Genomic DNA, 19,648 nt, shown 5'->3' with positions numbered 1-19,648 from the left:
CTCTAATACACATTTTTTAATGAGATGATTTGATCGTTTGAAGAACGAAGTGGATTGATGGAAGGTGAATGAAAGGGTCCTCCGATTAGCTACTTGAGACATAATTCATGAGTCTTTCAGAATTACCATAAATTATGTAATAAAAAAGTGTGCGCCGGCGCACACTTTTTGGAATGAATAAGACAACAAATTGATAGAGATAAAGAGGTAGAGATTTGATCTGAAACCTCTTCAATAGAGAACGTATGATTGATATCTTTTGTGGTTTTATTCATCGTATATCAATTTTAAATTGTGTACATAAATAAAGTTAAATTAGAATAAAAAGGCATTTGTGAAGTTCAAATACGAAGGAGAGTTTGTTACTGACGTCAGTTCCAATCACATGCATTTCCATCGTTATCGCGGTCTAAATCATGGGGATCAACTGCCGGACCACCGGCAGCTAGATAAAAATCTTGAGCGGCTTGGGCGCTGGAAAAATCACCACAGTCGCGATCTGCTCCAGAAGGATCGTATTCAAGATCAGTTGCTACTTCTGTATCTGTTTCATCAACGTATTCCTCATCAGATATACTCTCATCTTCATTTATCATTTCGCTGCTTGCTAAAGAGGCTTCGAGTTCGTCGATTTTCTCTTTTGCAGCACTGTGTTTCGCCTCTTCTTCTTTGAGTTTACTCTCTAAAGCAGTACGTTTGTCTGCTTCTTCCTTGTAGCTTTCAACGGTTTGCAAACGTAATTCTTTTTCTCGTTCTAACTCCTCTTTCAATTTTTTCGTTTCTTGTTGCTGCTCTTTTAGTTTAAGTTGCGTGTCCTTTAAAGATGTTTCTAACTCTTTTGACTCTATTTTTATTGATTCCAACATCTTTGTTTCCTTGGTAGAAGACCCGGCTTCAATTTTTCGTGGTTCATTTATTCGGTCTACCATATAGATAGAAATTGAAAAAGCAATGAATACACCTAGCCAAACGATAAAGGTTGGGTACTTCACTGGATTTCGAAGCCTTGGTTTAAAGTAAAAGTATAGACCAATTGCTGAGATGAATAAGCCAATGAGACTCCAAAAGGTGATAGTGAAGAGTAAAAGATAGACAATAGCAATCACGACGAGCAATAATACTTTTCGGATATTCATAAGTTCAGCTCCTTTAAGAATATTTGTAGTTTTATTGTACATATTTACAAGGGAAAATAGATTAGGAATTTATAGTTCTTTTCTAAAATAAATGCTTGTAAAGCTCGAATACTAACTTGAATAAAGTATAAGCAATTACTGATCAAACATAGTTGATAGCTTTTAAGAGAATAAACTTACATCAATCTAAGTGACTTAAAAGTAATCAGAATAGGCTGTATTTCGCAGTCGATACACAAAGGACTGTCTATCAGGAAATTGTGAATGACTCGGTAGAGGAAAAAATGATTCATAACTTAGATAATGAGAAAGGCATCTAACTTATCAAAGAACTTAACTCTTACGTAATTGTGCAGAACTCCAATGCTTGTATGGGAAAGAAGATGAATCGTTGATTGAATTGGTACGTTTTTATTCAAAAAGTAGTAAAAACGTAAAATAGAGTGCGTATACTTTAAGACGAAAAAAATTAAATATAAACTGAAGAGAGAAGACGACATACTTACTACTTAATGGCCCTCATAAGATGATTACGCAAGATAAGCTTTATACATTGCAAACATAAATGATTCGGACTACTAGATCACGTAATTGATCAGAAATATCGAATCGCTCGTATATTAAGACATCATTAAAGAAAGAAAAAATGATAATTAATATTGCCTAGTATAAGATGTGACCGTAACAAAGTAATCCGAATTAGATAATAATCCTATTTTTACGCTCGATCTTTAAAGAAATACTATTAACGAATCGCTTTCATCATCATTGACAGGTGTTCACAAGACTACTAAAGTGAAGGTAACTTAAATAGAATCACTAGGGGTGTTATTAAACTGAGATGAGTAGCTACTCAAACCCTTTGAACCTGAACTAGGTCGTACTAGCGTAGGAAAGTGTAAACTCTGATGAACAAGCGGAGACGATGATGTCGCTCTTTGCTATGTGGTTATTTAGACGTGCGCAACTTTCCTTTTGGAGAGTTGCGTTTTTTGTTTACTACTTCGCTATTTAAGTTGCAAAAATGGATGAGGGAGTGGACAAGAATGAGCAGAACAGTATTAGTGACAGGAAGTAGCCGAGGACTTGGGGCGACGATTGCAAGGGTGTTAGTGAACAATGGATTTAAAGTGGTGATTAATTACTACAAAAGCAAAGAGGCGGCAGAAAAGCTTGTGAGCGAACTAGGAGCAGAGAATGCACTTGCCTTGTATGCCGATGTTACGAAGCGGGAAGATGTTGAGAGCATGATGCAATCCGCAACAGCACATTACGGTCAAATCGATGTTGTCGTCAATAATGCATTAGTAGATTTTAAATTTGATCCGGTTGCTCAAAAATCGTTCATCGATTTAGAGTGGGAAGATTATCAAAAGCAACTGGATGGAACGCTAAAAGCTGCTTTTCACACCATCCAAAGTGTCCTACCACAATTTATGGAACGAAAGAGCGGTAGTATCATCAGCATTGGAACAAACCTCTATCAAAACCCCGTCGTTCCTTATCATGAATACACAACAGCAAAAGCAGGTTTAATTGGTTTCACACGCAACCTGGCCGCAGAACTAGGTCAATACGGTATAAACGTGAATGTCGTCTCCGGTGGGTTATTGAAAGTCACAGATGCGAGTGCTGTGACATCCGCTGAAGTATTTAATCTTATTGCTCAATCGACACCATTGAAAAAAGTGACGAGCCCAGAAGAAGTGGCTCAACTGGTTGCCTTTTTGGCATCAGAAGCAGCATCTGGGATTACCGGTCAAAACGTAACAGTCGATGGTGGGTTAACGATGAATTAAAGCGAGCGTTTTAAAAAATTCTCAGCTTGTAAGAGAAGGGATTCGTGAATAGAAGATGACGAATAGAAATCAGTTAAATATCGGCGTTTTGTTATATGGTTGTGGTCATCATCAAGCCGCATGGTTAATGCCTGATTCTGCGATTAAAGAGATCGGAGAGAGCCGCTATTATCAGCGTTTGTCTCAAATAGCGGAAGCTGGATGTTTAGATGCAGTATTTTTTGCGGATAATCAATCTTTTCCGGCTAATAATGCAACTGATTTACCTGCCTTTTGGTTGGATCCTTTAATTAATCTAACGGCTATTTCTCAAGTGACGGATCATATCGGATTAGTTTCTACGGTATCGAGCACGTTCTCCAATCCGTATACAGCAGCAAGGCAACTTCTAAGCCTAGATCACGTGACGAAGGGGAGGATAGGCTGGAACTTAGTGACCTCGATGACGGATTGGGAAGCGTTAAACCACGGGATGGATGCACTTCCACCGAGGGAGGAACGGTATAACAAGGCGAACGAATTCGCAGCATTGATGGAGAAGCTATTTTTATCTTGGGATCAAGCGGCTTTTCTTGCGAATCGATCAGATAACCAATTGATTGATCCTGAACGTATACAAGTTATCGATCATTCTGAAGCCTATTTCAGCGTAAAAGGTCCTTTGTCTACGCCGCGTAGTCCCCAAGGAAAGCCAGTAGCGATGCAAGCGGGGGCTTCTGAAGAAGGGATTGCCCTTGCAGCCAAACATGCGGATGCCGTATATTCTGTGTCATGGAATTTTAGACAAGCCCATGCTTTTCGTGAAAAACTCCATAAGAAAATTACACAAACTGAATCACCAGATCGAAAGATTAAGATATACCCAGGCTTAGTAACGTATGTTGGTAAAACAAGAGAAGAGGCACTAGCCAAAAAAGCCGAACTAGATGAAAAATTACCGGTTGAAAATGCGTTGAAACAATTGAGTTTCTTTTTGCAGCAAGATTGCTCCACATGGGATCTCGAAGCAAAGATTCCGACCTTACCATCGATCGAGGAATTTTCCGGACCCATCGGACGCTACCGAACGATTCTAGAGATTATCGATGATACAGATCCGACGCTCAAAGAACTATTAGGCTATTTAGCAGCAGGAGGAGGACACCTGACATTGATTGGTACTCCGGAAGAAATTGTGGATCAGTTGGAATTTTGGTTTAACGAGGGAGTAGCAGATGGCTTCAACTTGATGCCGCCGTCACTACCGTCAAGTTTAGAAGATTTTGTAGACATGATCATTCCTGAATTACAAAAAAGAGGATTGTTTAAAGTGTCCTATCAAAGTACTACATTTAGAGAGCATCTAGGTTTAATCGATTAAATTAGATGAAAAGTTTAGTTAAATTCCGAAAAGATTTCGAAGAAAGCCTTGAAGATCAAATATGAATCGGCGTGACTTAAGATTTACGAACTTTAAGATTTAGATGAAAGGAACGATACAAATCTCAGTGTTGCAAAATCTCAAATGGGAAGCTCAGCATCCAGAGGATATTGAATTATATCGTGAAATCACAGAGGCGCGATTATCGCGCTGTAAAAATATAATCACACTGATTTAAATGTTAAAAAGCGACATTTGTAATATGATAATCACAATTTTTAAAATTAAAATGCTATATTTTTCTTATACTAATTAAAGGGGGAGTTTTGTTTGGCTGGTACTTTTGACTCTTTGAATTCAATTTTTTACTTGTTAGTTTTTCTGGTTTTATTAAATGTAATCTTCTTGGTTATTCCATCTAAAATTTCGTCTTTTGTATACATATCATTTAATACAGTAGTCCTCGCCGTCATTTCAATCATGTTGTTTTTCAAAGCGGGTTCTTTAACTGACGATCTAAATAAAGATGGATCAAGCGTGCCATTTTATTTAACTATTATCATTGGAATTCTTGTTATTATTGCAATTCCATTAGGTCTTAAAAACAAAAAAGTGAAGAACTCTTAAGTTCTTCGCTCAGATTGTAGACAAACCCTCATTTCGTGATCGGAATGAGGGTTTGTTGTATGTACTCCCTATTAAAACGTATTGAAGACATGGATTCCCAAGGGAATCCCAGGACCAATTCGCAAGCTTTTTGAGGTTCAAAGCAATGAAAGTAAGCATCGCTTGAAGCGTCGTTTTTTTCAGCCCTCGATAGCGGCTCCAACGCATGCCATGCTTCTCTTGGGTGTCTGTGAATACACGTTCAATTGTTTCCTAGCGTTTTCGATACAACTCACGATTCACAACTGTATGTCTGAGGTGCTCCACTTCATCCATCGCCTCTTGCCAGAGATGGCGATGGATGACTTTTCTGTGGTCGCGACACTGTGTACATTTGGAGAGAAGAGGACATGTCTCGTATACAAAAGGATTCGAGACATATTCACGGTACCCGTCTCGCGACGTCGTTCGGTAACGGAGAACTTGATTGTTTTCACATAAATAACAGTCATAATGTTCGTCATAGTAAAAGTCTTTTGTTTTTAACATTCCTTTCACCCCTCTGGGGCGCGTATAAATAACTTGTTTGAGAAGATGATGAGCAATCCAAACATTTTCTTAGTCGATTGTTAATTCTAGAAAGTGCGTGATTTAATTCTGTCTTGTTGATCATTCCGAAGTTGCTTCCCTTTGAGAAGGACTCACAGAGAAGACCATTGTCATTCTCGTTGCTGCCACGTTTCCATGAAGAATAGGGATCCGCGAAGTACATCGGGATTCCCAGAAAATCCCGTATCCTTTCATGACAGCTGAACTCCTTACCCCCGTCCGTCGTCATGGTTAAGAACGTCCCCGATGGGAGTTCGATGCAAGTTCCTGTGTTTGTTAAAATACCTAAAGAAATAAATCTAAGACCTAATAGTGATGATGTTGTTCTTACTGATTTATGGAGTTAATTTTGTGGTATGTGCAAATTCTTGATTGAATTACGTATTCGGTAGCAGACTTAGTTTGAACATATGCAAGCATCGAGCGAATTATGAACCTAAAGATAATTTTTTTATAATACATGTTATGAAGGTGTATTCGACTATCAGCTATTACATCTTTGTTCAATTGGTTCTATTAATATCTTTTTTCAATATTTGCTCATACCTATTTTTATCAACAGTGTTTCAAAGAATGCTGATAAAAGAGGACTGGGATTGATTGCATTACCTTAAAATAAATCTGTACAGTTTTCAAAACTTCAATCGTATGGTAATGCTTTAACGTCAGCTTTTTTTAACTGTTGAAGATACGCATTCGTAGTCGTGATAGATTCGTGACCGGAAAGGTTCATGACTTCATATAAAGGAATACCATTCGTTAACAGATTTGTGATAAAAGAACGTCGAAACCAGTGCGGTGAATTTTTTTGTGATGTCAATTGTGTTGAGGATAACTGGGCAATAAGTCTTAATGCTTCGTACGAGATAGAAGAATCTTTAGAACGAATATTAAAACAAATATAAGGATTCATTACTCCTTCAATTTGCATTAATTTCCTTAGCCGGTCGATGAGATGGATTGATTTTTGGGATAACGGGATGCGTCGCCACTTACCACGCTTCCCCTTAAATTCAATGTAGTTATTAGTGGAGTGTTCTTGAACCTGGCTGAATTGCAGTGCTAGTAATTCACTGGCACGCATCCCTGTCGTCAACAACAGATAGCCCATTGTCTCATTCCGCAGCTGCAAAAGCTCGCGATGCTTTTTCTGTTTTACCGTGTGACGGAAGGCGAGAGCGATCGCTTCCATCTCATCGAAATCGATCTCGCGACGGAGCGGCTCCGGCTTCATCTGGTCCTTCACCTGTACTGACAGATCACGCGCGTGATAATCATTAACGTGTAGAAAGCGCAGGAAACGCCGCAACATGGCGTTGCGTCGTTTGACGGTCCGCGGTGCATATTGGTCATGGACGTCTTTTAAGTACTCGTGCAGGTTGAGGATCGTCAGCTGCTTGACGCCCTGTGTCTTCGTCACAAAGAAGCGGAGAATATAATCGAGATCTTGTTTGTAGGCCCGCTTCGTATGCGGGCTTTTTTGACTATAAATCGGAAACAACTCCGTCGCCCAGAACAGTTCGAAGATCTCAAGATCGCTCAGTGCTTCCATATTTAAATGATCGTTCTCAAGCACTGCGAGTAGCTTTTCCCGGCTATCGGCAAATGCCAGTGCTGCTTCTTCTTTAATCACGATTTCGTTCATTTCTTCTTCGTTCATCAACTATCCTCCGATCTCTCTGCTCAACGCTTCCTCTTTTGACACCTTTTTTGTTCATTTGCTAAGTAAAACACCGATTATTTACGTATTACATTCAATTATGACTGATATACATGCGTATTTAAAATGTAATCGAGTAATTAGTAATTGTATTACATTATTTATCCATATTCAGTATAACAAATAACTACTTGTGATAACAGATAATTATCACAAGTAAATTGAAATCAGGAATTTAGTTGACATAACTCAATTATGAGTGTTTTTGCACTGTGGACAGAACGTGGTCGTCTCCCGGCATCCGCGCGCTACCTCGCGGGAGGACGGGTGATTCCCATGTTTTCTTCCTGTCTCACAGTAAGAAATATTCTTTTTTCAATGAGATGAATCGTCCACGCTGACAAGTTCACCGAAGGTGACGAAGGGTGGTAGGACGAGGTGCAGCAGTTCCGGGAGGGATGTAGCGGGTCGGTCCTGACGACGTCTTGCATAGGGAATGAAAAAGACGCCCGTGAAGGGCGTCCTCAAGTCATTCGGCATCCGCCGAGCGAATCGTGATTGTCTTCTCTTCTGCGTCGATGGAGATGACGCAGTCCCACGTCGGCTTCAGCTGGAGAAGGCCTCCCTCGTCAATCCAGAGTACGGCGCTCAGCTCGATGAAGCCGCACATGACGACCATCTTCTTGGCACCCTCGTCGATTACCGCGTTCAATTCCTCGGCTAGGTTAATCTCCCAATCAAAAAATGTTTTCGTCTTCATTCATATCTCCCTCTCACTTATCGATGATGTATCCGTTCTTGTTCAATGAGCCGACCCGCGTGGGATCCCCAATCTTCCAGGCCTTCTTGGTGCCGTCATACCCGAGATGTCCGGTGGTGTCCCTCGTGATGCGCCACTTCCCGTTCGAGAAGGTGCCGCTCGACTTGTTCGCTGGGGTCCTCCCATTCTTGTCCTTGAACTTGGACAGGTCGACCTGCATCCCGGACTTCTTCAGACGCTTCGGGATATCCGCGGCCGCTTTTTCCGCGTCCTTCTTGCTGAGGTAGGCGCTGACCTTGTTGTAGACCCATGAGCCCGCAGCAACGGTTGCGCCTGCGATGATGAGTCCGCCGGTAGCCGTTATGGCGACCTCACCAATTCCCGGGATCAGATATATGCCCGCTGCAGCCGCAGGGATTGCGAAGGCACGTACCTTCCCATCCCCCGATTCTGCCGTTCCTGCGGTATCGTACACCGTCCGGATGGCATCCGGGTGATGTGGGTCCAGGTAGTCGATGGGGATGCGGATTATCTCTTCGTCCGAGTAATATCCTGGGGCCAGGAGCTCTGGTGGAATCGTGTCCACATCCGTAAACTCTGGACCATGCAGGATGTCACGTTTATTCGCGACCGTTAAGTTCATCCCCTGTTCTTCGGCAGACGCGGGGATGACCGTCGTCAGACAGAGAGCCGTGATTGACAGGCTCAAAATGCTCCTCTTCGTTTTTTTCATGCAACCTCTCCTTTTTGCTGTTATCCGGCCCTGTCGAACAGAGCATCACGGACGAGTACCATGGTAGCAACATTCTTCTCACAAAAGAACAGTTTTCGGGTCTGTTTTTCACTATTAATTACCAACTGGATGAAATTCGATTATTAATCCAGATAAATCCTATTATTGCCAACCACAAGGAAGGTGATAGGTTCTCTGATTGTGACATGGATCGGAAGAAATGATGAGTGTCGTCACCTTCAAAAAAGAGTCATGAGTGTATTTTTAGATGTAGAGAGGATTCAGGTGATGGGATGAGAGGTCGTCTCCCACATGTTTTTCATCAGATGATATACTAAGATAAGGAAATTAGAGGAGGTAATCTCATGGAATACTGCATACACTCGCATCGGGATGCATTGACGATATTGGAGAACGACCCGACATTCACCGAATGCTGGCAAGAAATCAGGGGAGCAATCGAGAGCATCAGCGACGACATGATCATCGAGAACTATGAAGGACTCTTCCAAGTGAGGAATAAGAGCCTCTCGACCACGATAAACCATCTCTTGAAGCAGGAGTTCCTCTCGCGAGGCTGGGCGGGCCGAGAGTCCCATCTTCCAAGAAAAGCTCTCCGACATGCGTGAGGGGGATTACTGGCGTCTCGACTTCGCGAAGGGAGACATATCCATCGAGGTGGCGTTCAACCACTCAGGCACCACGGCATGGAACCTTCTCAAGCCGGTGCTCGCTAGCGAACTGAACCATGTCGAGAAGGCAATCCAGACGAGGATTGGCGTCATCATCTGTGCGACGAAGGCCATGAAGTCAGCCGGTAACTTCGACGGTGCCATCGGGACGTATGAGAAGTATGTCACGCACCTGAGACCGCTCATGAACCAACTGAGCGTCCCTTTGCTCATCATCGGACTTGAGGCTCCGGAGTCCTTCAGAGTGACTTCTGCCGCAGGACGTGGTGGGCTCATCGTCCGTAAGACGAATTGATATCTTCCGCCATCGCGAGACATCCCTCGTACCGCTAGGCGGATCGAGGGATGCTTTGAAATCGGGATATCCCCTCTCATGTCTCTTTATGGCCGTGCACCTCATATGCAACTCTCAGTGCGACCTCCATGTGGTCCTCGAGAGTGGGGATTAAATTCTTGATTGATGTTTTTTGGGAAGACCATGGCGGGCCAGTGTCGGCGACTGGATTGATGGAAGTGGTCTGGAGGCTAGCGATGCCTTTCCTGATGTTACGTTCCATGAAGAGGCATTCGAAGGCGGATTCTTCTATCTGAGTGACCAAGTCCGTCATCTTCTTCGACTCGCCGAACAATCTCTCCGACTCGATGTTCCTGTTATAGGACTTGTATTGGCGGTTGATGAAGTATAGGACGGGGTTAGTGTAGGAGATGATGTCGAAATAATCCTGCGTCACCATGCCCGTCTCTGGCTTCTGGAATAGAATCCAATCGAGATTATTCTTCTTGATCGTATAGATCGTCAAGTCGATGAACTTACTCAGAGAGAAGCCGGACTTCTTTAGCTCAAGCTCCGAGAGCGGCACAATCCTATCGCGATACTCTGAGTTCTCTCTCAAGGTCAGGAACTTTTTACGTTCGTACGCTGACATCGCCTCTCTAGTCCTCGATATCTTCTGATAATCGAGAATGAGTCGTCGGATTTCTTCCGTCATCGCACATCCCTGTTCGAGTGCGACCAACAAGTCCTCTCTCCGTAAGGACAGCTCGATGATTGCGCGACAGAGGTGTGCCGAGACGTTTCGATGAGTTTGTATGGACATATCCAGAAGGTCTGTATTTTTCGCAACTTGAACATCCCTTTTTCTATTTCTACAGATAGATTCTACGTAACCTCCTCTTAAGAAGAGCTCGCGATATCCATCTGCTGCTCAAACATTCCCCTCATTTTGTGTCAACCTTTCCTCTCGGATCCGATTTGCTTCTAGCATTTGTTCCTGTGCCCTCTCTTCTTCACGTGGCTGTCCCTGACTTAATGGTAAGTCGTACACCATCTTAACGTCATAAAAGCATGATATTATGAAATTTGTATGAGACTGATATGGAATAGCGGGCTTTTCGATGACTGTGACGGCCTCAGAACAAGTAATTTCAAAGACCTTGACGCGTTTCGATTCTTCATTATCGTTCATCTGTTCTAGGGCTTCTTCAACATAGTCAATGCGAATTCGAAGACGCGGATTTGGAGCTTTTCGATAATCAGATCTCAACTCCATTACTTGTTCCAGGAAGAAATGTTGTGCTAACAAACGATAGTTTTCAGGTATATAGAACTCATGTTCAACGTTACAAATGGTTCCTAGCTTTTTGGATTCTATCAGTTCTCTTGTCTTGTTGTAGTTAGGTAGCTTTCTGGATTGATGCCTTTCAGTTAGTTGTTCAAGATTTAGAGGTACGTAAGTGCCAGTATCATCCCCAGCTTGCACGTTAATTTGTGATATACCACCTGCATTGGATTGTACAATCTTCGAACGAATCCAATATGTAGGAAAGAAATGATCTACTAAATATTGTTGTGAAGGATTTGTAGAGCTCTCAATATCATCAGTACCATAATTATATCTATCAAATTCGTAAGCGTTCTCAAAATCTACTCGGAAATTGATATTTTTTGCAGTTCCTGTTCCTCGGTTGACAAGTGTCATTCGATCATAATTAAGTTCAGGATACGCTTTGTCATTTACATATACTTGATCAAGTGATCCGGGAGCGAATAACGGAATGTACATCTCATCTTTTTGAATAACTAAGAGGGACCCCTTATCGCTACGATATCGTTCCCTTGCTCGTTCTGCTTCTCTTAAAGCTAACTGATATGCTTCGTAAGCAGTATCTGATGATCGCTTTGAGTCACTTCTTGCATCATGCGCTGTCATCGCTGCGAGAACACTAATGATGGTTCCACCGGCTACAAATATTAACGTTGTTATATCCTTAATATCGTCGGAAGCATCGGATACTAAGGACCAAATGCTTCCAAAAAGAAGTACTGAAAACACAATTACAATACAAAAAACTGCAGTATGTTTGGTCATTTTACACCTCTATTTTTGTTTTATTATACCAAAATGTTACTACACAAGATTTGTTATTACCTATATTCATCTCAAGACATCAGAAAGTGTTAAAATAGAGACGTGTCTCATACTAGGTTTCCTTAACAAAGATAGTGCAAATGTTTTTTAGTACCAACCCTAAACTCATCAAACTCATCGTTTTTTAAGATATAGTTTTTGAACAGTAAGAATGTAATGATATTTTTACATTTTGGAGACAAACTAGAATTTATTATTTTAAAAAGGTCTAGAATTGCTTATAAATGAATAGACCGACATAATTCGACACTCGTAACATGTTTGACACATCGAAATATCGATTGAATTGACAGAATAATCTGCTATATTCTAACTATCACCAGGAAATCATTGTCATATAGCGGTTCTCGAAGGAAAGGAGCATGTATATGTACCGATTCGGAGAGTGGTTACGGCGAGAACGTCTCGAACATGGCTGGAGCCAGGTAGAGTTAGCTGAAAAGACATATGGAGAGATTTCACAGGCTGCCATCAGCGCTTATGAGCGGAATCGTTCGATCCCTTCTATCCTCGATGTTCAAATTCTTGCGACAGCCTGTGAGCAGACGCTAGGATCCATCCCTTGGGATGAATTCGACTTAAGGACGGAAAAGAAACGGAATTGGTCGAACCTGAAGCAAGAACGCTTCGATTTGGCTGAACTTCCGCTTGCGGATTCCGTCCGCACGTTTGACGGTAAGATCTATCAGCTGCACGGACGAATTGCGATCGAACAAGAGAGTAAAGAGACGCAAGAAATTTCGCAACTCTATTACCGGATTCGGACCGTCGTCGGAGAGAATCAAGTGATCGCAAAGCGAAAGCACCCAAATGACGAATTGATTCATGTTTCACGCCGTAAACTCGTCCATCAGTGAACCATCTATGAATATGTATCTGCTTATGGAGGAATATGTATCTGCTTATGGAGTAACACGAAACAATGACCGGAAGAAATGATGACTGTAGCAGCATATCGCTAAGGACAGTCCTTCCAAACATATATTGGCGTGTCCCTCACGAGTGACCGGGTGAGCGGGATATACGCAGAAATGGTTTGGCGAGAGTCGCCTAAAACTCGCCCACAGGTCACGCATTCGTTGAGGGTCATCGAAAAACCCTAGACAGACGTCCAGTACCGGATGTCAGAGTTCGTGGGGGAACGCGCTTTAAACCCACCGTCTTGCTCGACTCCGACTGTCCTTAAGGATGTGCTGCTGCGCATCGAACTCAAGGAAGGAGTGTACGCCATGCCGACACGTGAACAGAAGCAAAACAAGACTTTTGCCGAGAAGTTGCTCCGGATTCAAGGGAAAGACTATGAAGAGTGGCTCGACACCCAGCATCAACTCGTTATCCAGGAGAACCAGGAACTGATCTTAGAAGCACTCGACTCGAAACTGAATTTCACATCGCCTTCATCCGCGTCACGGGATTGAGAGGAGGGAAACAGATGGGATTGAATGAGACAGGACTCAGCTTACTCCAGTTCTTTCAAGGACTCGCTGTCATCGCGGCAGCCATCGCCTTCGCAGTTGGTGGCTTCTACTTCATCTTCGGGGGAGATCGTGGACGCTCGAAAGCAGTCGGTTGGCTCGTCGGTGGTGCCGTCGGTCTGATTATCGTCATGGGTGCCTTTACATTGGCGGAGATGGTCAACGACAACATTAAATTCTAATTGAACAAGTGATTGCACAGACCGTCATTCCAAATTGGATGGCTTTTTTTATTACCTTCGTTACGATGTCTTGCTTCAAAGGAGGAGAATATATGCTCTTTGTCCGTTTCACGGATATACCGAAAGAAGCCTTTCCGAACTATGAGCGTCTCCCTTATGAGGAGGCGCTTTTATTATCGACGCAAGTTCATCAAGAAGCCCAACAAGCGAACGAACGCTTCGCGAGCGAGTTCCGGATTTTTGATGATGCTGATCAACTTGTCTACAAAGGGACGTTCCAGTTCGGTGACCCGACCTATCCGAATCTTTATTTGCAGCTGAAGGACCGGATCCCACGCATCCGAATCCGAAAGGAGGATGCGACGAAAAAGATCCTGTTGCTCGAGAACTTGGAACGTTTAACTCCGGAATCCTACAAGACGATGACGACGTCAGCGATTCAGCAACATCCGGATGCGACACACGTCTCTCGCTTACGTCGCGGACAACGTCGTCTCGTCTACGGTGTCAGTGGTGTGAGTCTCTTACTCCTCGGTGCGTTGTCCGTTGTCCAACTCGTGCAGTCGGATCCACCGAGCGGCGTCCAAGCGGAAACGTCAGATTGGCAACCGTTGTATGAAGCAGCGTTGGCGGGAGAGACGGGTCCACTCGTCGAACGACTCGAAAAACAAAAGTCGTTGAACGATGAACAACAGCAATTCCTGATTACGCAGTATGTCGAAGAACAGGACTACGACCAAGCGGTCTCCGTGACGAAGGATCCAATCGATGTCGAGACGATCATCATGCAGTCGAAACGATTCGTGACCAATCGTCAGGATACGCTACAAGCCTTCCAAGCCGTTTATCCGACGGACGAAGGAACGTTCGATCTTGCTATCTTGCAGAAAGACTATAAACGCGCCGTCTCGCTTCCAGACGTCGAGATGACGACAGCACGTCAGGAAGCTAAAACACGCGCCTACATCGCATTGAAAGATGTAACGAAAGCACAAGAAAGTATCAAGACGGTCCATAACGAAGAATTGAAGGAGCAAGTGGCAACACTCGTCCAACTGGACGAAGAGATTCAAGCACTCGAGGATCAAAAGCGCCAGTTATCAGAGAAAACAGATAAGAAAGAACTCGAAAAGCTCAATGCGTCGCTCGAAGCGAAGCAAAGACAAGCATTGAGCTTCTTTAATGAAAGTGTGGTGACTGAAATAATGATGAATTTCTCACTTCGTTCTCTTGTTACCTCCGCTTGGCTGTGGCGATGTCTTGCCTTTTTGATTGCTTTACCCATTGTATTGTTCTTGGTACTCAATGTGGCATTTCAGTTCCTGCAACAGACAGTCCAAAATCTCTTTCAGGATGGGAAGTTAACGATCGGATCCCCGCCACAATACGATCCGAATTGGTGGACGACGCTTGCCTGGTCGACCTCTTTCGCTTTCGCTTTGTTCGGTGTCTGCTTCCTCTTAGGAGGATTTCTCTTATTGAAGTATTGGCTCAATTTCCGCGATCTTAAAGCAGCACAAAAAGGAAGTGCCCGCTTCACGACGTTCCAAGAGCTGAAACAGCAGTATCGCGATGTTCCGGATCGAAAGGAGACCTATAGCGGATCTGGTGGTGTCCCGGTCGGGCGCTATCGTGATCGCCTCTACATCGATGACAGTGCCGTCAACAACCTTGTCATCGGGACGACTCGTTCCGGGAAAGGCGAGACGTTCGTCTTCTCGACAATCGATCTCTACAGTCGTGCCGAACGCCAAGCGAGCTTGATTATCAATGATCCAAAAGGCGAACTGTTTGCCGCTTCCAAAGAGACACTCGAAGCACGCGGCTATCAAGTCGAAGTCCTGAATTTGATGAATCCGTCGCAATCGATGTCCTATAACCTACTGCAGCTGACGATTGACGCGTATTTGGACGAGAACTACTCCCTTGCCCAACAGTATGCCCGTTCGGTCGCCTACATGCTCTATCATGACCCGAAGGCAAAAGATCCGTTCTGGAGCAACTCCTCGACGGACCTTTGCACCGCTTTGATCCTCGGGTTATGTGAACAATCCAGACATGAACCGGAGAAGATCACGATGTATAACGTCGCTTTGATGTTATCCGATCTCGGATCACGCACAGTCATCGATGGAATGAGACAGGAACAATCGGCACTCGATGCCTTCTTCGCATCGTTTCCGGAGAATCATCCGGCACGTATGCAGTACGCGACACTGCACTTCTCCGGTGGGCAGACGCGCGCGAGCATCCTCGCCAATACCAACGCCAAGCTCGGGATCTTTACGCTTGATGCGACGGCACGTTTGACGGCACAGAACTCACTGGATATGAAACTGATTGGTTTCAATCGTTGGATTCGTGGACGTGCCCTTCCCTTGTCACGGTTGACGTTCTACTTTCCAAGCGGGAAACAACTCGCCTTGACGACGGATGACGACGGAAGTTTTGTACTCCATCACGAAGAAAACCTCGAAGTGGATACCGATATCACCTTAGAAAGTGAAGGACGGCAGTACACCGTTTCACTTTCAAGTTGGAAAGACGAGACGGACGGTCTCTTCGACTGGACGACAGATGCACCGATCTACATCCGGGAAATTCGACAGCATCCGCGCCCCGTCGCCGTGTTCCTGATCGTTCCAGACTATGATCCAACACTGAATGTCATCGCCTCACTGTACGTCAAACAAGTCTATACCTCGCTCGCTCGCGTCGCCTCGCAAGCGACGAGCGGACGTTGTGAACGCCAGGTCATCTTCCTGCTCGACGAATTTGGGAACATGCCAGCGATTGAAGGGATGGCGAACATCATCACCGTCTGTCTCGGTCGGAACATCCGCTTCAACCTCGTCATCCAGTCTTATGCCCAACTCGAGAACCTCTACGGGGAGGATTGGAAGACGATCGACGGGAACTGCGGAAACACGCACTACTTATTGACAGCAGATGAGTCGACGGCAGAATTGATTTCGAAGAAGCTCGGGGAGCAGACGATTGTCACGAAATCACGTTCCGGACAGACGTTCTCGCTCTCAAAGTCGAAGACAGAGAGTGTCGATGGTCGCCGCTTGTTGACGGCAACCGAGGTGATGGGACTAAGGGAAGGTGAGATGTTGATCATCCGCGTCATCAAACGGCAAGACAAACAACAGAAACGAATACAGTCCTATCCCCTCTTCCTGACCGGACGAACGGCGATGAAATACCGCTATGAATACTTGGCGAATGACTTTAACACGGATCGTTCCATCAATGATCTCGTCATTCACTGCGCGCATGCCCATCTAGATCTGAATGCACTTCGTGTCTCCTTTCATCTCGGTGCCTCAGTTGCATCGAAAACGATTGAGACGGAGGAGGAGACACCTGACGCAACAGAATGGCGCGTCTGCGATGTCCTGCAGCCGAAAATCCTGCGCTCGATCTTCGAGACGACAGAATACGATACGTTACCGATTGATCTGTTCGAACAAGGCATCCTAGATAAGACAATTCCTGTGACCGACAACCAGCGCCATTTCTTGAAGACGATCATCAGCAAACGACTCGAGAAACTTCGTCATGGCGTCTAAGGAGGGCATCAAATGACAGAACTGACACGCACGGAACGCGTCCAGCGTGAACTTCGCGTCATCGCAACCATCATCAAGGAGAATAAAAAGCGTCTCCGCCGCGGTGAAGTCTTGAATATCCAGACCCGGGACGGATTCCTCGTCGTATTTGAGGAAGAAGACCCAGACTCAGGCGACCGAAAAACTGTTACGCTTATAGACACATTCGATTTCCGGGTTCACGTCAGTAATAGCGATTTAACGGATCCGGAACAGGTGTCATCATAGGAAAAGGGGTGGAGGCATGCAAGCGAAACGAGTACTCTCCGGACTATTGATTTCCTCTGCGTTACTTTTGGTCGGTTGTAGTGAAAATAGTGAAGCAAAGTCTCTTAAACAAGTTTCTGTAAAAGAAATTGATCAACTAAAAGATAGTGATCAAAGCAATTTCTTACTTGTTGATAGCGACAGTAAAGCAGAATTTGAGCCTTATGTAGATAAAGTGAAGGACATCGCTGAGAAAGAAGATGTACAAGTAAACTTGTTTAATCCTTTTCAACCTAACGGAAAAGATTTAGAAAATCGTGCTACAGATGAACATGGAGAATTAAAGGGTGGTCGTCTGTACAAACTAGAGAATGGTAAATTAGTTCGTTCTCTCGACCTTACTACGTTAGATGATAAGGCAATCGAAGATGAAGTCACCTCTTTTATTAATTAAAAGCAGACAGAGAAGGGAGGACCATCATGGCTAATGGAGATCTAGCATCCAAACTGGAGGAATTTCAAGACTTATTGAGCATCAGTGACTTAGTGAGAGATGCGCTTCGTTCTATTGGTTGGCTTCTCGTTAGAGGTCTCTCCTTCATCATCGATGGTCTTGAACAGATTACAAACGACATCCTCCTCATAAAATCATTCTTTAATAATCCTCAAGTGGTTGAATTCGTTCAGACGATTCAACCTTTTTTATATGTCATTTTAGCCGGGAGCTTTTTATTCACCGGTTACTTGATGATTTTTCAGAAAAAATTTGATCGAGAAGGGTTTCTCATCAATTTGTTTATCACTTTGTTAGTTTTAGGGTTATTATCTCCGACAATGATAAAAACAAGTGAGTTCACAGACAAAGCCATTACAAGCATCAATCAAGATGGAGTATATGAAAATCGGGATCATACTCTATCACAATCAGTGCTCCAAAAAAATGTACATGATTTAGTCGAATACGATAAAACTGCTTTCAAAGATACAAAAATTAAAATTCCAAACTCTATTCCAGCAAGCCAAATCAAGAATATAGACATTAATGATGTATTTGATAGCGATGAGTATCGATTGAGTAAAGAAGGTGAAGATATTTCTCAGAACAAACTGGCTTGGAATGGGAAAGAAATGACCGAAACCGAGTTAGACCAGAGCGGTGTTGAATGGAACAACCAGTACTACTATCGCTATCACCCGAACTGGTTGACGATTCTTGTCACCCTTGGCGTGATGGGCTTCACCCTTTTCTCGATTGCCTACAAGCTGGCTCGACTTTCGTTCGAGTTGGCTTTTAATTATGTTCTAGCGATTTTAGTCGCTCCCGCTGACCTGCACAGTGGACAAAAGACGAAGAAAGTCATTCAAAGCATCCTGAACACGTTCCTCGTCATCATCTTGATTTTCGTCTCGATTAAGCTCTACACGATTGGGACGGCTTATCTTGCTGATACACTCGACGGTCTCGCCTATTTGATTGCATTAATTGCTTTCTCCGCCGCCTTGATTGATGGACCGAACATGGTCGAACGCCTCTTCGGGATCGATGCAGGTCTCAAACGTGGGTGGGGTGTCGCACTTGGTGCGTATGCTGTCGGGAAAGGTACGGCAAAAGTCGGGGCTCGCGTCGCTGGACAGACGATGAAGAGGACATCACGCCCTACTACTCCATCCGCCACAGAAGCTGCCAGTACAAAGTTACCACCAAACCCACCACCTAATGGTGGCACACCGACGGGTCGTCCAGATCGTTCGTCTGACAGTGTGCCAGTTCGTTCGCAAGCACAAGAGCGTACTTCACGATCAACCGGACAAGAGAACCAGCGCATTGAATCCACTGATTTATCGACGCACGACACGAATTCGGAGAGTCCGACTGCAACAACATCAAAAGAGTCCATGCCACGCCGTTCGGACTCCGTCTCACCACAATCACCTGCGACTACTCCGTCATCATCGCAAACACCTATTTCACAACCGAAGATGCCCGATGGATCGATGAAGGAACAGCCAACTATTTTACCTGATGCGTTCAATACCTCTGAAACAACTGTCGCATCGCAACCTATTTCAACATCGGAACAACCCAGCGGATCTCGAGCACCTCGTCCAACTTCTGTTCACTCAGGGTCAACATCTGACACGACACCTAAAGAAACATCACCTACTGCATCCTCTTTAGGTGCGAGCAATTCTTCACCTTCTATCACTGAGTCGCAAGAGACATCATCCGGAACACAGCGGCAACGAAAGTCGATCTATCAAACACTGGAGACGACGACACAAAAAGAACTCAAGCATGTCGAACAAACGCAGACACGTGTGACGTCAGAATCGTCCCGTATGTACTCAACGGATGCACCGCGTCTAAATCCGAAAAAGGAGTGAG

General features: G+C 44.2%; 16 protein-coding genes, 3 pseudogenes and 1 riboswitch. Of the genes and pseudogenes, 11 read left to right on the top strand and 8 right to left on the bottom strand.

The window, feature by feature from the left end:
- Window positions 1-371: 371 nt before the first annotated feature.
- Entirely contained in the window at window positions 372-1,136 is a 765-nt protein-coding gene (locus KNP88_RS04545; RefSeq protein WP_214892472.1) for a hypothetical protein, read from the bottom strand.
- 811 nt (window positions 1,137-1,947) lie between these two features.
- Window positions 1,948-2,048: riboswitch (TPP riboswitch) on the top strand.
- A 134-nt stretch (window positions 2,049-2,182) separates the two neighbouring features.
- Between KNP88_RS04545 and KNP88_RS04540 the strand changes: the two genes are divergently transcribed.
- From KNP88_RS04540 to KNP88_RS04530, 3 genes are all read left to right on the top strand, one after another.
- Window positions 2,183-2,935, top strand: coding sequence for a 3-oxoacyl-ACP reductase (locus tag KNP88_RS04540; RefSeq protein WP_214892469.1), 753 nt, complete (start codon window positions 2,183-2,185; stop codon window positions 2,933-2,935).
- 55 nt (window positions 2,936-2,990) lie between these two features.
- On the top strand, window positions 2,991-4,295 hold the full coding sequence (locus KNP88_RS04535) for an LLM class flavin-dependent oxidoreductase (RefSeq protein WP_214892466.1): 1,305 nt from the start codon (window positions 2,991-2,993) through the stop codon (window positions 4,293-4,295).
- A gap of 330 nt (window positions 4,296-4,625) precedes the next feature.
- Complete coding sequence (locus KNP88_RS04530; protein ID WP_055966374.1) at window positions 4,626-4,922, top strand: hypothetical protein; 297 nt, start codon at window positions 4,626-4,628, stop codon at window positions 4,920-4,922.
- A 9-nt stretch (window positions 4,923-4,931) separates the two neighbouring features.
- Here the strand turns inward: KNP88_RS04530 and KNP88_RS15600 are convergent.
- The 5 genes and pseudogenes from KNP88_RS15600 to KNP88_RS04500 all read right to left on the bottom strand — a co-directional run bounded on the left by KNP88_RS15600 (window position 4,932) and on the right by KNP88_RS04500 (window position 8,663).
- Window positions 4,932-5,450: pseudogene (locus KNP88_RS15600) on the bottom strand (transposase).
- Window positions 5,422-5,760 (bottom strand): annotated as a pseudogene (locus tag KNP88_RS04515) (IS30 family transposase); the annotation flags it as partial. The pseudogenes KNP88_RS04515 and KNP88_RS15600, both read right to left, overlap by 29 nt.
- A 390-nt stretch (window positions 5,761-6,150) precedes the next feature.
- Window positions 6,151-7,170, bottom strand: coding sequence for a tyrosine-type recombinase/integrase (locus KNP88_RS04510; protein ID WP_214892461.1), 1,020 nt, complete (start codon window positions 7,168-7,170; stop codon window positions 6,151-6,153).
- A gap of 529 nt (window positions 7,171-7,699) precedes the next feature.
- A complete protein-coding gene (locus KNP88_RS04505) occupies window positions 7,700-7,930 on the bottom strand; it encodes a hypothetical protein (RefSeq protein WP_214892458.1) in 231 nt (76 codons plus the stop codon).
- Between the two features lie 13 nt (window positions 7,931-7,943).
- On the bottom strand, window positions 7,944-8,663 hold the full coding sequence (locus KNP88_RS04500) for a hypothetical protein (RefSeq protein ID WP_214892455.1): 720 nt from the start codon (window positions 8,661-8,663) through the stop codon (window positions 7,944-7,946).
- Window positions 8,664-9,028: 365 nt separating this feature from the next.
- Here KNP88_RS04500 and KNP88_RS15870 point away from each other — a divergent pair.
- Window positions 9,029-9,650: pseudogene (locus KNP88_RS15870) on the top strand (BglII/BstYI family type II restriction endonuclease).
- Window positions 9,651-9,726: 76 nt separating this feature from the next.
- Here KNP88_RS15870 and KNP88_RS04485 read toward each other — a convergent pair.
- Window positions 9,727-10,344 carry a hypothetical protein gene (locus KNP88_RS04485; protein ID WP_214892449.1) on the bottom strand — a complete coding sequence of 206 codons (618 nt, stop codon included), beginning with the start codon at window positions 10,342-10,344 and terminating at the stop codon, window positions 9,727-9,729.
- A gap of 216 nt (window positions 10,345-10,560) precedes the next feature.
- The gene (locus tag KNP88_RS04480; RefSeq protein WP_214892447.1) at window positions 10,561-11,724 is read right to left on the bottom strand and encodes a hypothetical protein; all 1,164 of its coding nucleotides are present in this window, start codon (window positions 11,722-11,724) and stop codon (window positions 10,561-10,563) included.
- A 428-nt stretch (window positions 11,725-12,152) separates the two neighbouring features.
- On the opposite strand from KNP88_RS04480, the gene KNP88_RS04475 reads away from it, so the two are divergent.
- The 7 genes from KNP88_RS04475 to KNP88_RS04445 all read left to right on the top strand — a co-directional run bounded on the left by KNP88_RS04475 (window position 12,153) and on the right by KNP88_RS04445 (window position 19,647).
- A complete protein-coding gene (locus KNP88_RS04475; protein ID WP_214892444.1) occupies window positions 12,153-12,641 on the top strand; it encodes a helix-turn-helix domain-containing protein in 489 nt (162 codons plus the stop codon).
- Between the two features lie 372 nt (window positions 12,642-13,013).
- Complete coding sequence (locus tag KNP88_RS04470) at window positions 13,014-13,202, top strand: hypothetical protein (protein WP_214892442.1); 189 nt, start codon at window positions 13,014-13,016, stop codon at window positions 13,200-13,202.
- 14 nt (window positions 13,203-13,216) lie between these two features.
- On the top strand, window positions 13,217-13,441 hold the full coding sequence (locus KNP88_RS04465; protein WP_050678812.1) for a hypothetical protein: 225 nt from the start codon (window positions 13,217-13,219) through the stop codon (window positions 13,439-13,441).
- 92 nt (window positions 13,442-13,533) lie between these two features.
- Window positions 13,534-17,016, top strand: coding sequence for a VirD4-like conjugal transfer protein, CD1115 family (locus tag KNP88_RS04460; protein ID WP_214892441.1), 3,483 nt, complete (start codon window positions 13,534-13,536; stop codon window positions 17,014-17,016).
- Between the two features lie 12 nt (window positions 17,017-17,028).
- A complete protein-coding gene (locus tag KNP88_RS04455) occupies window positions 17,029-17,283 on the top strand; it encodes a hypothetical protein (protein WP_214892439.1) in 255 nt (84 codons plus the stop codon).
- Window positions 17,284-17,299: 16 nt separating this feature from the next.
- Entirely contained in the window at window positions 17,300-17,716 is a 417-nt protein-coding gene (locus tag KNP88_RS04450) for a hypothetical protein (protein ID WP_050678815.1), read from the top strand.
- Window positions 17,717-17,742: 26 nt separating this feature from the next.
- On the top strand, window positions 17,743-19,647 hold the full coding sequence (locus tag KNP88_RS04445) for a pLS20_p028 family conjugation system transmembrane protein (RefSeq protein WP_214892438.1): 1,905 nt from the start codon (window positions 17,743-17,745) through the stop codon (window positions 19,645-19,647).
- Window position 19,648: the final 1 nt, after the last annotated feature.

The organism is Exiguobacterium sp. H66, assembly GCF_018618705.1.
Taxonomy (GTDB): domain Bacteria; phylum Bacillota; class Bacilli; order Exiguobacteriales; family Exiguobacteriaceae; genus Exiguobacterium_A; species Exiguobacterium_A oxidotolerans.
This window is presented reverse-complemented; position numbering and strand designations above follow the sequence as displayed.

What these genes read in the sequence shown, in the direction of transcription:
- KNP88_RS04450 (WP_050678815.1), top strand. Translation starts at nt 17,300, where the DNA reads ATGCAAGCGAAACGAGTACTCTCCGGACTATTGATTTCCTCTGCGTTA.
- KNP88_RS04485 (WP_214892449.1), bottom strand. Translation starts at nt 10,344, where the DNA reads ATGACGGAAGAAATCCGACGACTCATTCTCGATTATCAGAAGATATCG.
- KNP88_RS04545 (WP_214892472.1), bottom strand. Translation starts at nt 1,136, where the DNA reads ATGAATATCCGAAAAGTATTATTGCTCGTCGTGATTGCTATTGTCTAT.
- KNP88_RS04470 (WP_214892442.1), top strand. Translation starts at nt 13,014, where the DNA reads ATGCCGACACGTGAACAGAAGCAAAACAAGACTTTTGCCGAGAAGTTG.
- KNP88_RS04505 (WP_214892458.1), bottom strand. Translation starts at nt 7,930, where the DNA reads ATGAAGACGAAAACATTTTTTGATTGGGAGATTAACCTAGCCGAGGAA.
- KNP88_RS04500 (WP_214892455.1), bottom strand. Translation starts at nt 8,663, where the DNA reads ATGAAAAAAACGAAGAGGAGCATTTTGAGCCTGTCAATCACGGCTCTC.
- KNP88_RS04510 (WP_214892461.1), bottom strand. Translation starts at nt 7,170, where the DNA reads ATGAACGAAGAAGAAATGAACGAAATCGTGATTAAAGAAGAAGCAGCA.
- KNP88_RS04460 (WP_214892441.1), top strand. Translation starts at nt 13,534, where the DNA reads ATGCTCTTTGTCCGTTTCACGGATATACCGAAAGAAGCCTTTCCGAAC.
- KNP88_RS04445 (WP_214892438.1), top strand. Translation starts at nt 17,743, where the DNA reads ATGGCTAATGGAGATCTAGCATCCAAACTGGAGGAATTTCAAGACTTA.
- KNP88_RS04480 (WP_214892447.1), bottom strand. Translation starts at nt 11,724, where the DNA reads ATGACCAAACATACTGCAGTTTTTTGTATTGTAATTGTGTTTTCAGTA.
- KNP88_RS04535 (WP_214892466.1), top strand. Translation starts at nt 2,991, where the DNA reads ATGACGAATAGAAATCAGTTAAATATCGGCGTTTTGTTATATGGTTGT.
- KNP88_RS04455 (WP_214892439.1), top strand. Translation starts at nt 17,029, where the DNA reads ATGACAGAACTGACACGCACGGAACGCGTCCAGCGTGAACTTCGCGTC.
- KNP88_RS04475 (WP_214892444.1), top strand. Translation starts at nt 12,153, where the DNA reads ATGTACCGATTCGGAGAGTGGTTACGGCGAGAACGTCTCGAACATGGC.
- KNP88_RS04540 (WP_214892469.1), top strand. Translation starts at nt 2,183, where the DNA reads ATGAGCAGAACAGTATTAGTGACAGGAAGTAGCCGAGGACTTGGGGCG.
- KNP88_RS04465 (WP_050678812.1), top strand. Translation starts at nt 13,217, where the DNA reads ATGGGATTGAATGAGACAGGACTCAGCTTACTCCAGTTCTTTCAAGGA.